This is a genomic window from Pseudoalteromonas haloplanktis ATCC 14393 (assembly GCF_000238355.1).
Taxonomy (GTDB): domain Bacteria; phylum Pseudomonadota; class Gammaproteobacteria; order Enterobacterales; family Alteromonadaceae; genus Pseudoalteromonas; species Pseudoalteromonas haloplanktis.
Genome location: NZ_AHCA01000003.1, coordinates 317,051 through 330,744 on the forward strand (window position 1 = coordinate 317,051; position 13,694 = coordinate 330,744).

The window sequence follows — 13,694 nt, forward strand, 5'->3', positions numbered from 1 at the left end:
GATAGCGTGTTTTCATGGATACCACTAAATAGCGATCACTATTTATAAATTGCTATTGCATACAGTACCTTGAAAATCTACTCAATAAGAGCTTTTTATTTTTTAACAATTACAGTAGATTGTCAGCGCCGTCACAAAATAGAGAAGAATTAATAATTATGAGCGCAGTCAGAGGGGAGTTTAGCTCCCGTTTTGGATTCATTATGGCCGCAGCAGGTTCTGCTGTAGGGCTTGGTAATATTTGGGGATTTCCAACCCAAACCGCGAGCAATGGGGGCGCCGCTTTTTTGATTGCGTACCTCATTTTAGCATTTTGTTTAGCGTATCCAGCATTGATGGCAGAACTTACAATTGGTCGTCACGGCCAAGCCAATGCGGTGAGTTCATTACGTAAAATTTCAAATTCATCAAGCCAAAAGTGGTTTGCGTTTATAGTTGGTTTTGGTGGTATTATTTGTGCCGGTTTGATTCTTAGCTTTTATGCTATTGTGGCTGGTTGGATGATCAGTGCAACCATTGAACCTATTGCCACGCTAGCAGGCAGCGAAACCGCTTCAACATGGTTAAGTGAACAATCACTATCAAGAAACCTCATATTTACAGCCGGGTTTATCATTCTCACTGTGGCAATTATTAGTCGCGGGGTTGAAAATGGCATAGAAAAGTGGTCAAAACGTTTAATGCCTGCGTTGTTATCAATTTTATTTGCATTGATTGTTTATGTCATGCTGCAAGAAGGGGCGATGACAGGCCTAAAAGCTTACTTAGTACCTGATTTTAAATCAATTTTAGACCCTGAGTTGCTAGTTAGTGCCCTTGGCCAAGCCTTTTTCTCATTATCGCTAGGCACCAGTGTAATGATTATTTACGGCTCTTATATTAGCAAAAAAGAAAACCTCGTCTCTCTTGGTGCCTATGTTACCCTTATTGATGTATTTATCGCCTTTGTTGCCGGCTTACTAATTATTCCTGCGATGTATGTTGCACAAGCGCAAGGAGTTGAAATATTCTCGGCCAACGGCAAGTTACTTTCTGAAGACACCTTAGTTTTTCAAGTATTACCTGCACTATTTGATGGCATGGGTATGATGGGCTTATTCGTTGCCTTTGCATTTTTTGCTTTAATGAGTATCGCCGCATTAACCTCGTCTATTTCAATGCTAGAAGCCCCAGTATCTTATGCAGTAGAACGTTTTGCGCTTGGTCGTGTTACTGCAACTTGGTTAATTGGTATTATCATTATGCTGATCAGCTTTAGCATCGTGCTTAACCTTGAAACATTATTTGGATTAGTTGTTTCGCTAACCACTAAATTTGGTCAGCCTATTTTAGGCTTGATGTGCTGTTTATTTGTCGGCTGGATCTGGTATCGCAATTCATTACTTAATGAAATTAAGCAAGGTTGCCCAGACGTAGCTAACAGCCTATTTTGGAAAATATGGCCATGGTATATTAAGTTTATTTGCCCAATCGCCATTGGTTTGGTGTTTATCAGCTCACTGCTAGGCTAAATTAATCACAAACCACGCTGAACTAGAAAACCGCTCTACACTGAGCGGTTTTTTAAAATCATATCTTGATGTTCAATACCATCTTCTAAATAAGGCTCTCCAGTACACTGAAAGCCCAGAGACTGATAAAAACTCAGTAAATATGTTTGCGCACCTATGTATATGTCTTTGCTTGGCCAATGAGTAAAGCAGCACTGAATAGCTTCTTTAACCAACAATGCCGCAAATCCTTGTCCTCGCTGAGATTTTTCAATTAACACACGGCCAATCGCACTGTACTGCTCATTTTTATTATAACAACGGGCATAAGCACCTAACTGCTGCGACGCTATCCAATAAAGGTGCTGTGTGGTTGCCATACAATCAACATCGTCTAATTCAGGATAAGGGCACTGCTGCTCAACCACAAACACATCTACTCGAGTACGCATAATAGCAAACAGCTCAGGTGTATTAAGCTCTGAAAATACCTTAGCAACTAACTGCATAGAAACTCCTAACATAAAAAAGCCCAGTCAAAGCTGGGCTACCGATCAAATGAAAACTAATTAGCTATGCAAGTAAACGTTCTAACTGATCACATAAATGCGACAGGTTTACATGGTCATGCTCTATAGTTAAATCTACATAACCATCGCCACGAAAACCACGGTCAAGTTCAATTAACACGTGTGTTTTGTGAGCCTCTGGCACAAATGACAACTCAATTTCTTGAATGCCAAATAAGCTGCGGCTATTTGGTTTATATTCCAGCTCTTGGTAGCACCCAGAAACAGAGTTAAATGTGCTGGCACGTAAAAAGCCTTTTTCAACATCCGCTTTAAGCAAGCTAAAGCCCAATTTTTCCATTGCTTGCATAAACGTCGTTACTGCGTCATTTGGATAAATATGTAACGGGTCTTTATCTTTAGGATCGAGCGCTAAATCAATGTCCAACCCCGTTTCTAGCCAAACGTGTGAGTGATTATACCCTGCATTGATTTCGGTGATCGGAGTTTCAGAATGTAAGCGAGCTTCAAATGGAATATGCCTTTGCTGCCCCGGCTCAATAGTGCCTATCTCTGTAATACGCCACTTATCAATAATATGATTAGTAAAATAAGCACCGTCTTCACCTTCAACTTTGACTCGCGTCATTAGCGCTAGATCTAGACCTGTAATTTCTTGGCTTACATCCCCTGCGGTGATAACGATCTGGGCATTAAAAAGCTGCCCAGGCTGCAAATGCTCAGTCTCAAGCACTGTATCCACTTTAGCTGCACCAATACCGACTGATGCAAGAATCTTTTTAAACATATTTTTCTCCTTAAGGCTAATTCGCTTAACCCTAAATCACGCTTAAATTCCTTTGTTACTGCATCTTAACCATATTTAAAAGCTGCTGTCAGTGAAAAAATAGCTATTTATTGACTTTTTATATGAATAACTGACTAACTGCACATTTTTCATACACAACTCACCGCTATGGGTCTACTTTATACACACAATATGCACGAATGATTTTCATAAATGCTGATATTTCGCTACACTGACACCCCAAATGAAGTGATACTAAGAATTATGGAACTATTATATTTTGCAGTCGCATTTGTGTGTGGCTTTGCCGTTTATCAACTGAAACTCCCCCCACTAATCGGCTTTCTAATTGCTGGCTTTGTGCTCAACCTATCAGGCTTTAAAACCACGGAGTTACTTAATACGATAGCTAATTTAGGGGTCACATTACTGCTATTTAGTATTGGTTTAAAACTAAAGGTAGGCCAGCTTATGAAACCCCAGGTTTGGGCGCCTGCCTCGTTGCATATTATTCTTAGTAGCGCTATTTTTTGCAGTTTAATGCTGCTACTTGGTGCTCTTTCATTACCATTATTTGTTGATCTTAGCTGGCAAAGTGCGTTACTTGTTGGTTTTGCTTTTAGCTTTTCCAGTACCGTATTTGCCGTTAAAGTACTTGAAGAGCGCGGCGAAATGGCCAGTCTACATGGTAAAATTGCCATTGGTATCTTGGTTATGCAAGATATCTTCGCCGTCATCTTTCTTGCTATCAGCACAGGTAAAACACCTAATGGTTGGGCCTTTGCTCTTTTAGTGGCCTTACCGTTATTAAGACCTGTCATGTTTTGGGTGTTAAATCGCTCTAAACACGGTGAGTTACTTCCACTATTTGGCTTTTTCTTTGCACTGGTAGTTGGTTACAACGCGTTTGAGTTTGCTGGCTTAAAAGGCGACTTAGGCGCGTTAATCATAGGGATGATTTTTGCTCCTCATAAAAAAGCCAGCGAACTTGCCAAATCATTACTTAACCTAAAGGAAATTCTCCTAGTCGGGTTTTTCTTAACCATAGGCTTAGGTGCAGAACTGACCATTAACTCTCTTATGATAGCGACTATCATTGTATTGGTTCTACCAATTAAAGTGGTTTTATATTATGTATTAACAAATGCCTTTAAATTACGCGCGCGGACTTCTTTATTAACCTCGTTTAGCCTTGCTAATTATAGTGAGTTTGGTCTTATCGTCTGCATGGTAGCAGCCAGTAGTGGTTTAATTACCGCAGAGTGGCTTGCAGTAATGGCGATTGCCGTATCTATCACCTTTATTGTCGCTTCTCCGCTGAATAAGCGCTCTAACGAAATTTATGTAAAAATAGAAGCGTGGTTGATGCGTTTTGAAAGTCCAACCCGTTTAGCTGAAGAACTCCCCGTAAATTTAAATGATACCAAAATAGTTATTTTTGGTATGGGTCGAATTGGCACTGGTGCGTACGAAACTATCCATATTACTCACCCAGGTGTTGTAGCTGGTGTAGACATCAAACCCGAAGTTGTTGAAAAACATGTTAGTCGCGGGCGCAAAGTACTATTAGCTGATGCCACCGATCCAGACTTCTGGCAGCGGGTAAATCATTCCCATGTAGAGATGATCATGCTGGCGATGCCAAAGCATATGCAAAATATTTTTGCCTTAGAGCAACTAAAAGCATCGGGCTATCAAGGTCAAGTTACAGCGATTGCCAACTACCCTGATCAACAAAAAGAACTGGAAGATATGGGCGTTGATTCCACCTATAACTTCTATTTAGAAGCTGGTAGTGGTTTTGCTGAACATGTAAAACAAAAATTATTTTCTTAATGTAAATATCGTTCTCAGTATCAGGCTAGGTACTGAGAACTATTTTCATCTAATTATCATAACCTTACATCTAGACGTCTAAAACAACTCTTTAATGGTTCCTAAATAAGAGTCAAGCGCATTTACAAAGCTTTACATCCAGATTAGCATTTAGCCATGAAAAAAGAGTACACTGCGTTTGTTGGTTAATCCGTAAGTATCTCTTTTTAGCACAAAAATAACTTTGCCATGCTTTAACATACGTATTCATCAACACTTTACTCTTTGCTATTAAATAAGGTTTTTAGATGAAAAATAAGTTTGCTACAAAGTTTCAAGCCGTGGCGGATGATTTAACCAATCCAAAACTGGTTGAACTTCAAAATCGCCTTGATGAAATACAAAGAAATGGGATGACAGCGTTAACAATGCGCGCTGTATTATTCCAAAAAATGCTTGATGCGTACCAAGTACCAGAAGATCATTTTTTGCGTGACAGTGAAACTCCAAATCGCATTGATGATCCATCAATTATAAACAGACTCGAACAACTCGGATTTTCTAAAAAACAACAACATCAAATCCACTAGTAAATAATGAGGGCCTACTTCCCTCATTAAATAGGCTGTTTCATGCCCGTCACAGCCTATTTTCTTCCCCTCATTTGTAATACACTACTTACCTGAACTAGCAATCAAAGTCCTGTTATGGATCCCGAACTTTTAAAAATAGCGATCAATACTAAAATGCCATTTGGGAAATATGCTGGTCGTCCATTATTGTTATTACCTGAGCCATATTTAGTCTGGTTTAAGCAACAAGGTTTTCCTCATGGAACCTTAGGTGCACAATTAGCGATGATGTATGAAGTAAAGCTCAATGGTTTAGAAGAAATGCTGATGCCGTTATTAGAAAATAAAAAAAGAAATTAAAAAATTATGGAACTTAGCAACATTTAGCCGGTCTATTATATTGCTACTTGTTGATTTTGGTTTTAACCGTTGGAAAGCGCCTTGATGGCGCTTTTTTTTTCGCTATATCTTACTTAGGTAAGCTAATCGTAAATTTAGCCCCACCGAGCTGCGAATATGATAATTCGCAACTCCCTTGATGCCAAGAAACTATTTTTGCCACAATTGCTAAACCGAGCCCGAAGCCACCGGTTTTTTTATCGCGACTTTTATCAAGTCGGGCAAAGGGTTTAAATACCATATCCCACTGCTCTTGCTCTATGCCGGGACCATCATCTTCGACACTTATAATTACTTGCTGGGCATTTTCTATAAGGCTGACCCTTACTTCATGGCGGGCATATTTAAGTGCATTGCCTACTAAATTTTGTACACAACGAGCAATAAAATGACTATCACAAACGTATGTGCACTGTTGCGGTAGCTGTGTATTAAGTTGGATCTGGGTTGCAAAATCAAGCTTAGCAATAACACTTTCTAACAATTGCACTAGATTACATGTCTGTACTTTCAGATTTGGTTGTTGGCTATCAAGGCGAGCATAATCGAGCATTTCTTTAACTAGCGACTCTAACTCAATAATATCTTGTTGCATATTATCAATATAATCAAATGCTTTTTCATCAGTCACTCTATCTTCTAGCATAGCTAAAGCAAATTTTAAGCGGGCCAGTGGTGTTCTAAATTCATGTGAAACTGATGATGTCAGTTCTTGCTGCGCGGTTAATAAATGCTGTATGCGCTGCTGCATCGCATTTAACGTATCTGTGATTGGTAAGAAGAACGATTTAGAGGTCTCGCTCAATTCAAAATCTTGCGAACCATCAACAGCTTCACACGCCAAACGTAATTTGGCAAAGTCGCGCCATAACAAAAAACTCCACAAACCGACCGGAATGCCTACTACACAAAGCAGTAACAAATATGGCCAAACCGATGGAAATACAGGCGAAGCGACAACAATTGGCCCCACCTGCAATAATTTCTCATCACCCAGTGTAATATACCAAATAGCGCGTTGCTGCTGATCAAATACATAAATATAGTGGTTCTGGGTGAGTTCTTGCTGTTGCTCTGTAGGCAGCATGAGGTCTTGCTTTTGAACTATTTCGCTGTCAAATCGCAAAGCGATGTTGTCAAGGCCTTCAGGACTTTGTGTTAATAGCCAAAGAGATTGGCCAAACTCATCGTCGAGTGAAAGCTGCTGTTGGGTATCTTCGTAAGGCCAAAGTTGTTCAATCACCCCACTGACTAAAAACAGGGAAACTATAATATACAAATATAAACTTGCGAATAGTTTCCCCATTAACAGTTACATACCCCAAGCGTCGGAAACAAATAGATAGCCTTGCCCCCAAACCGTTTTTATGCGGTAAGGTTTATCGCTGTTATCACCGAGCTTCTTACGAATCCGCGATACACGAACGTCAACGGTACGATCTAAGCCATCATACTGGCGGCCTATCATGTGTTGATGTACATGTTCGCGACTCAATACTTCACCTGCATTTGAAGCTAATAACCAAAGTAGTTCAAATTCATGGGAAGTAAGTGTAATTTCGTTATTTTTTAATCGCACAATACGACTGGTTTTATCAATCGCTAAATCACCAAATTGTAGTTCTTCTGGCGCTTTTACTGAGGCTTGCCCGCGACGTAGAAGTGCGCTAATACGGGCTAGTAATACTCTTGGTTCCGCGGGCTTGATAACATAATCGTCTGCACCTAACTCTAAACCGATCACCTGGTCAAAGTCTTCACCTTTAGCAGTTAACATCAATATAGGGAGACTAAATTTGTCGCGCACTTGTCGGCAAACACTAAAGCCATCTTTACCAGGTAGCATAACGTCAAGGATCATTAAATCAACAGGATTGTTCTCTAGATAAGTAAATACTTCATCGCCACGGTCTAACACCGCCACTTCAAGGCCATTATTTTCAAGATAATCACGAGTTAATTGCTGTAACCCTAAATCATCTTCTACAAGTAAGATCTTTGCCATTTGCAGCTCCAAGATTAAAAAAAGCTCCACGGTGAACGTAATCTGCGCCGAGTGGTTTTAGCGCGAGTACTCTGTACTTCAATACGTGTTGTCGCCAGCAGTTCATCCGTGTGAGGATTAATTAGGGAGTATATTGTTTCAACCTGAACACGCGCTTTATGATTGAAGTGCTCTGTGGTAACTTGTTGCCAACATTGTATTTGTTGCTGTTCATGATACAAACATACATCCATTTTATAGGGTATATTTAGAGCAAATTTCAAATCAAGATCACAGAATTCTTGTTGTTCGGAAACCACACAGACTTTTGGGGATACTGTTAATATATCTTTTTTTGCGACCGCCTGCTTTGGCCAAGCTAGCAAAAAAACGATGCACACACCAAGTTGTAAATACTTCATATTAAAAAATATGATCGAATCCTATAAAGGCAGTCATGGAATACGTTTGCTCAAACAGCGGACTGTCATCTAAGGCCGAATAATCATAATAAGCCAAATGGAAACGCAAAGAGTTGGTGTCATTAAATGGCCAACGGGCATCTATTTTAGCATAAGGCTGCCAGCTACTACCAACCTCAATTGCACCCGTTGAAGACTCTTTTTCCTTTACACCATAAAAATACGTATTCAGTGCTGCCGATTTATACCAAATCCCTATACTTGGTTTAATAGCAAGTTCACCAATGTTGTTATGCATTTGCCATTGCAATGCTGCACGCCAGCCTTCATAAACACCAGATATATCTGCTAATGTCTGTACTGAAAAAACATGTTGCTGGTTCACATAATGATAGCTCACGCCTGCATCAAGTGCCCATTTACGTTTCTCTAACTGAGCAATTTCAAGTCGAGGCTGTTGAATTTGTAATTCATTATTACTCGTTGCTAATGAATTAGCAGACGTTAATGGAAAAATATTGCTAGGATGCCAATCTACAAAAAACCGCGTTTCCGGATTAAATTCACTTACGATATTAAATACATGCGAAGCGTCTTCTGTCAGGCTATAACCTAGGCGACCGTTATCAAAAAAGAATTGTTCGCCATAATAAGCTACTTCAGGGATCACGACCAAAGGGAGATCGTCTCCGCCGGATAACGGATTACTCATCACACCTAAGCCAAAATTAAGACTCAAATGCCACTGATCCGTAGTGATGTTTTGCACAGGGTCCGTTTCTGACTGCTGCGCAACACAAGGCGTAGCAAGCCAAAGAGACATGCAAAGTACAATATGAGTATAAATATTCAACTTCATTATTATTATTTATGCCAAGAAAGCCCAAGCTAGTGGCCTATAATAGCAAGCTATTAATAACTAATCCCTAGCTGATTACAATCATTTACACTTTTGATACATGTGGGTTTATTTCAGGTAAACTCGACGGTTATCAGACAAGCCTTTAAAGCATAAATCAATTACCTAAGCTATTGACATCTTTTAACGATTGCGCGATTTCCCACAACGCCTTTAATGCCGCGTCAGGTAATGCTTTATGTAACACAGCCAAACCAATTTCAAAACCGGGTGGCGCTTCTTTTTGATCGCTTAAAATCTGCACACGGTCTTTCAACGGGCTATTATCTAATACAATTTTTGGCACCATGGCAATACCTAAGCCTAAGCTCACCATAGATACCATCGCTTCATGTCCTGCCACTTGTGCGTATATCTTGGCGTTAATACCATGTTTACGCCACCATTGCTCTAACCGCTGACGGGTAAACCCCTGCTCCGGTACTATAAACTCCAGTTCAGACCAATCAATTTTATCGCCAAACTGAGCCAGCTTTTGCGTGATCAATGATGCATTGCGCGGGGCTATAAACACCAAGGACGAATAACCAATACTCGCAAATGCAATTTGTGCAGGTAACTTATCGGGTTTCGCAGCAATTGCCATAGCTTCATGGCCATCCAGTACACGATTAATGGCAACAGCCGGATCGCCGGTATTGAGTTTTATTTCAATATGCTGATGTTGCAAACGCAATTGCTCTAACATGTGATGTAAAAAACTATAAGATGCCGTAACCGAGCAATAAATGCTCACTTTTCCATAAATAGTCTGCTCCGGATCCTGTACATTCGAGCGAAAACGCTGCCAGTTAGTCAAGGTCGCATTTGCATAATCAATAAACGATTCTCCCTCGCGGGTTAACTTTACACTGCGATTATCACGGCTGAATAAGGTTACTCCCACTTCATCTTCGAGCTGTTTAATATTACGACTAAGTGTTGGCGCACTAATATGACAAAGTTCACTTGCCCGAGCAAAATGCAAAGTTTTCGCTAAAGCTAAAAAGTAATGTAAGCGTTTATGATCCATTCGACTCTCTCATTGGCATTCTAAAATCACCATATTTCATTTTATGAAATACTCTAATGCAAATATATCATTTTACGCAAGGCTAAATTTTCCTTATGGTAGCTTTAAGCAAGGCAAAATGCTTTGCATCTAACAAAATATGAAATAGATAGGATACTAACAATGGCGAATTATTTTAATACTCTTCCTTTACGTGAGCAGCTAGCACAACTAGCACAATGTGAATTTATGGACCCGGCTGAATTTGCCGATGGCGTTGATGCACTTAAAGGTAAAAAGTTAGTGATTGTTGGTTGTGGCGCACAAGGTTTAAACCAAGGCCTTAACTTACGTGATTCGGGCTTAGATGTATCATACACATTACGTGATTCCGCGATTAGCGAACGTCGTCAATCATTTTTAAATGCATCAGAAAATGGTTTTACTGTTGGCACTTACGAAGAGTTGATCCCAACTGCTGATGTAGTTTTAAACCTAACACCTGATAAGCAACATACAGCCGTCGTAAATGCAATCATGCCTATGATGAAACAAGGCTCAACGCTTGCGTACTCACATGGTTTCAACATTGTTGAAGAAGGTATGCAAATACGCGAAGACATCACTGTTATTATGGTTGCCCCTAAGTGTCCAGGCTCTGAAGTACGTGAAGAATATAAACGCGGTTTTGGTGTACCAACACTTATCGCTGTTCATCCTGAAAATGACCCACAAGGGCATGGTTTAGCGCAAGCGAAAGCCTACGCTGCTGGCACCGGTGGCCACCGTGCAGGGGTATTAAAATCATCATTTATTGCTGAAGTTAAGTCTGATTTAATGGGCGAACAAACCATCCTTTGCGGTATGTTACAAACAGGCTCAATCTTATGTTTTGATAAAATGATTGAAAAAGGCATTGATGCAGGTTACGCGTCAAAACTTATTCAATATGGTTGGGAAGTGATCACCGAAGCACTTAAATATGGTGGTGTTACCAATATGCTTGACCGTCTATCAAACCCTGCAAAAGTGAAAGCGTTTGAATTAAGTGAAGAATTAAAAGTCATCATGCGTCCACTTTATAACAAACATCAGGACGACATCATCGACGGCACATTCTCTCGTGTAATGATGGAAGATTGGGCAAATGATGATGCAAACCTATTAAAATGGCGTGCTGAAACTGCTGAAACTAATTTTGAAAAGACCCCTGCTGGTGATGTTGAAATCACTGAGCAAGAGTTTTTCGATAACGGTATTCTAATGGTTGCAATGGTTAAAGCTGGTGTTGAACTTGCGTTTGAAACTATGACAGCTGCAGGCATTATTGCTGAATCTGCATATTATGAGTCACTGCATGAAACACCTTTAATTGCTAACACCATTGCACGTAAAAAATTATTCGAAATGAATCGTACCATTTCCGATACTGCTGAATATGGCTGTTACTTATATAACCATGCATGCTTACCACTGTTGCAAGACTTTATGCAAAATATCGACACCGATGTTATTGGTCGCGGTTTAGGTGAGCGTTGTAACCATGTTGATAACCAAACCTTAATTGCCATCAACAAATCGCTGCGTGAGCACCCGGTTGAAATCATTGGTACTAAGTTACGCGGCTATATGTCTGCGATGAAAAAGATTGTTTAATACCCTGGACAATAAAAGTTTCGCTTGTTAGAAACCAAGCCCACATGCTAAATGCAGTGGGCTTTTTCTATTGTGTTTACAATTAAACTAAAACCTTGATTAAGTTGCTTCGTGAGTTATTACTCTATTTGGTTATAGAACAATCAGCAAAAACCATGCTAAAATGTACCCAATAGTTTGTAACTTTAGTACCCACAATGTCTTATCAACGTCTTACTATCACCCGAAAAATCACGATGCTTGGGATCATAATTGCGTTATCTGTTGCCAGCTTAATCGGGATCACCGCACTGTTATCAGCCAAAACGATTATTGAACAACGCATGATCCAATCAGAACTCCCCAGTAAATTACAGGCGATCGATAATTACATTAGTCTAGAAATTAATAAATTACTCAGCGCTGCGGAGCAATTATCGAGTAACACGTTTATTTTAGAATGGGCAAAAAGTGGCAATAGCAATGATCAAACGTTAGTCACTGAGTTAAACCGAGTGGTAAAACAATACGACCTCGCTACAGCTTCGTGGGCTAATCGCGATACAGCACAGTATTGGAATCAAGAGGGCTTTTTACGTGTATTAGATCGCCAACAAGATAATTGGTTTTTTGATTTTAAAAATTCACAACTCCCCTACTCTATTAGTCTGTACCAAGAACCTAATGGTGATATGAAAATGTTTGTTAATCATCAACAAACAAATGGTATTGGCTTAACAGGGCTTGCAAAAAGTATTGATGATATGCAAGCGCTGCTAAATAGATTTACAATCGAGCAAACTGGTTTTGTATTTATAGCTGACAATGACGGCTCGATTAAACTCCACCAAGATGCCAACATTGTGGGCAAAACAAGCCTAGATTCTTTGTATGGTACGCAAGTTAGTCGTCGGTTATTAACTAATAATGAGTTTAACTTACAAGAAGTTGAACTCAATGGTGATACATTTTTCATAGCAGCCAGCCCGATAAAAAATACACAGCTATATGTGATTGCTCAGGTGTCAAAAAATGAAGTATTTGCTGGGATCACAACCTTACAATGGCAAATTTTAAGTTTCGCCATTGTTATTGCACTACTTGCATGTGTGATCAGTTTTTTACTTGCCCGCTCCTTAGCTTCACCACTGTCAAAAATGGCAGAGTTATTCACCCGTTTAGGTTCTGGCGATGCGAATTTAGCCTATCGCTTACCGCACAGTGAGCAACCAGAGCTAGCCGCGTTGGGAAATGGATTTAATCAGTTCATTAATAAAATTGAAACTGCAATTGCTCAAGTATCGCACGAGAGTTTAGAAATTCGTCAAAGCTCAGATCAGGTCTTTACTCAAGCTAAACGTAATTCTCAAGCGATGGACAATCAAAAAGAGCAAACAATTTCAGTTGCAGCGGCTATCAACGAAATGGGAGCCACGGTACAAGAAATTGCCCACAGCGCCGCAACCGCAGCAAAACTTACCGAAGACAGTAAAGCAACAACGTTACAAAGCCACCAGCAAGTAATGCAAAGCCAGCAAAGTATTACGGCGCTTGCCAGTGAAATAGATACAATTACAGGGCAAGTCAGCGAGCTTGCAAATAAAACCCAAACAATTGCGAGTATCGTTGACTCTATTCGCGGTATCTCAGAGCAAACAAATTTATTAGCACTTAATGCCGCTATTGAGTCTGCTCGGGCTGGAGAGCACGGTAGAGGCTTTGCTGTCGTCGCTGATGAAGTAAGGGCACTGGCTAATCGGACATCGCAGTCAACTACCGAAATTCAAACTATGATTGAAGAGCTGGCAACAACAGCAACAAATGTAGTAGAACACATTGCCCAGTCAAAAACCAAGGCACAACACAGCGTATCGGCGATGCAAAACTCTGTGCAGTTGCTTGATGAAATTACCAATACAGCTAATGAGATCAATGATATGGCCACATTAATTGCTACCGCCACTGAAGAGCAAAGTAGCGTAGTTGCAGATGTGGGACGTAATATTGAGCAAATTAGTGAGATAAGTGACATAGCAATGCGTGAGCAAATTGATACCGAACAAGCAATAAAAGGGCTCGCCACAAGTGCACAAACATTAGCGCGCTTAGTTGCCACCTTTGAAAAACACTGACACAGTTTGTAACAGTTA

At 40.1% G+C, this 13,694-nt stretch carries 13 protein-coding genes; 6 read left to right on the plus strand and 7 right to left on the minus strand.

Annotated elements, in window-relative coordinates; genetic code table 11:
- The first annotated feature begins 158 nt into the window (after window positions 1–158).
- A complete protein-coding gene (locus tag PHAL_RS0108580; protein ID WP_016707982.1) occupies window positions 159–1,511 on the plus strand; it encodes a sodium-dependent transporter in 1,353 nt (450 codons plus the stop codon).
- Window positions 1,512–1,546: 35 nt separating this feature from the next.
- Here PHAL_RS0108580 and PHAL_RS0108585 read toward each other — a convergent pair whose 3' ends face one another.
- Window positions 1,547–1,999 carry a GNAT family N-acetyltransferase gene (locus PHAL_RS0108585; RefSeq protein ID WP_016707983.1) on the minus strand — a complete coding sequence of 151 codons (453 nt, stop codon included), beginning with the start codon at window positions 1,997–1,999 and terminating at the stop codon, window positions 1,547–1,549.
- 64 nt (window positions 2,000–2,063) lie between these two features.
- On the minus strand, window positions 2,064–2,807 hold the full coding sequence (locus tag PHAL_RS0108590) for a sporulation protein (RefSeq protein WP_016707984.1): 744 nt from the start codon (window positions 2,805–2,807) through the stop codon (window positions 2,064–2,066).
- Window positions 2,808–3,071: 264 nt separating this feature from the next.
- On the opposite strand from PHAL_RS0108590, the gene PHAL_RS0108595 reads away from it, so the two are divergent.
- The 3 genes from PHAL_RS0108595 (at window position 3,072) to PHAL_RS0108605 (ending at window position 5,554) form a co-directional block, all read left to right on the plus strand.
- The gene (locus PHAL_RS0108595) at window positions 3,072–4,643 is read left to right on the plus strand and encodes a cation:proton antiporter family protein (RefSeq protein WP_029216083.1); all 1,572 of its coding nucleotides are present in this window, start codon (window positions 3,072–3,074) and stop codon (window positions 4,641–4,643) included.
- Between the two features lie 287 nt (window positions 4,644–4,930).
- Window positions 4,931–5,212: a hypothetical protein gene (locus PHAL_RS0108600; protein ID WP_016707986.1), complete on the plus strand. Its 282-nt coding sequence runs from the start codon at window positions 4,931–4,933 to the stop codon at window positions 5,210–5,212.
- Between the two features lie 117 nt (window positions 5,213–5,329).
- Entirely contained in the window at window positions 5,330–5,554 is a 225-nt protein-coding gene (locus tag PHAL_RS0108605) for a DUF3820 family protein (protein WP_016707987.1), read from the plus strand.
- Between the two features lie 109 nt (window positions 5,555–5,663).
- Here the strand turns inward: PHAL_RS0108605 and PHAL_RS0108610 are convergent, their stop codons facing one another.
- From PHAL_RS0108610 to ilvY, 5 genes are all read right to left on the minus strand, one after another.
- Window positions 5,664–6,899 (minus strand): ATP-binding protein, encoded by a 1,236-nt coding sequence (locus tag PHAL_RS0108610; RefSeq protein ID WP_016707988.1) that lies wholly within the window; start codon window positions 6,897–6,899, stop codon window positions 5,664–5,666.
- 6 nt (window positions 6,900–6,905) lie between these two features.
- Window positions 6,906–7,598, minus strand: coding sequence for a response regulator (locus PHAL_RS0108615; RefSeq protein WP_016707989.1), 693 nt, complete (start codon window positions 7,596–7,598; stop codon window positions 6,906–6,908).
- Window positions 7,599–7,612: 14 nt separating this feature from the next.
- Entirely contained in the window at window positions 7,613–7,999 is a 387-nt protein-coding gene (locus PHAL_RS0108620; protein WP_016707990.1) for a DUF3019 domain-containing protein, read from the minus strand.
- Window position 8,000: 1 nt separating this feature from the next.
- Window positions 8,001–8,858, minus strand: a complete 858-nt coding sequence (locus tag PHAL_RS0108625; protein ID WP_016707991.1) for a MipA/OmpV family protein — start codon at window positions 8,856–8,858, stop codon at window positions 8,001–8,003.
- Between the two features lie 157 nt (window positions 8,859–9,015).
- A complete protein-coding gene (gene ilvY / locus PHAL_RS0108630) occupies window positions 9,016–9,930 on the minus strand; it encodes an HTH-type transcriptional activator IlvY (RefSeq protein ID WP_016707992.1) in 915 nt (304 codons plus the stop codon).
- A gap of 162 nt (window positions 9,931–10,092) precedes the next feature.
- Between ilvY and ilvC the strand changes: the two genes are divergently transcribed.
- Both ilvC and PHAL_RS0108640 read left to right on the plus strand, forming a co-directional pair.
- A complete protein-coding gene (ilvC, locus tag PHAL_RS0108635) occupies window positions 10,093–11,565 on the plus strand; it encodes a ketol-acid reductoisomerase (protein ID WP_016707993.1) in 1,473 nt (490 codons plus the stop codon).
- A 197-nt stretch (window positions 11,566–11,762) separates the two neighbouring features.
- Window positions 11,763–13,676 carry a methyl-accepting chemotaxis protein gene (locus PHAL_RS0108640; protein ID WP_016707994.1) on the plus strand — a complete coding sequence of 638 codons (1,914 nt, stop codon included), beginning with the start codon at window positions 11,763–11,765 and terminating at the stop codon, window positions 13,674–13,676.
- The last annotated feature ends 18 nt before the right edge of the window (window positions 13,677–13,694 follow it).

Bases quoted from the DNA above. Each gene is read 5' to 3' on its own strand.
- PHAL_RS0108580 (WP_016707982.1), top strand. From the start codon at position 159: ATGAGCGCAGTCAGAGGGGAGTTTAGCTCCCGTTTTGGATTCATTATG.
- PHAL_RS0108585 (WP_016707983.1), bottom strand. From the start codon at position 1,999: ATGCAGTTAGTTGCTAAGGTATTTTCAGAGCTTAATACACCTGAGCTG.
- PHAL_RS0108590 (WP_016707984.1), bottom strand. From the start codon at position 2,807: ATGTTTAAAAAGATTCTTGCATCAGTCGGTATTGGTGCAGCTAAAGTG.
- PHAL_RS0108595 (WP_029216083.1), top strand. From the start codon at position 3,072: ATGGAACTATTATATTTTGCAGTCGCATTTGTGTGTGGCTTTGCCGTT.
- PHAL_RS0108600 (WP_016707986.1), top strand. From the start codon at position 4,931: ATGAAAAATAAGTTTGCTACAAAGTTTCAAGCCGTGGCGGATGATTTA.
- PHAL_RS0108605 (WP_016707987.1), top strand. From the start codon at position 5,330: ATGGATCCCGAACTTTTAAAAATAGCGATCAATACTAAAATGCCATTT.
- PHAL_RS0108610 (WP_016707988.1), bottom strand. From the start codon at position 6,899: ATGGGGAAACTATTCGCAAGTTTATATTTGTATATTATAGTTTCCCTG.
- PHAL_RS0108615 (WP_016707989.1), bottom strand. From the start codon at position 7,598: ATGGCAAAGATCTTACTTGTAGAAGATGATTTAGGGTTACAGCAATTA.
- PHAL_RS0108620 (WP_016707990.1), bottom strand. From the start codon at position 7,999: ATGAAGTATTTACAACTTGGTGTGTGCATCGTTTTTTTGCTAGCTTGG.
- PHAL_RS0108625 (WP_016707991.1), bottom strand. From the start codon at position 8,858: ATGAAGTTGAATATTTATACTCATATTGTACTTTGCATGTCTCTTTGG.
- ilvY (WP_016707992.1), bottom strand. From the start codon at position 9,930: ATGGATCATAAACGCTTACATTACTTTTTAGCTTTAGCGAAAACTTTG.
- ilvC (WP_016707993.1), top strand. From the start codon at position 10,093: ATGGCGAATTATTTTAATACTCTTCCTTTACGTGAGCAGCTAGCACAA.
- PHAL_RS0108640 (WP_016707994.1), top strand. From the start codon at position 11,763: ATGTCTTATCAACGTCTTACTATCACCCGAAAAATCACGATGCTTGGG.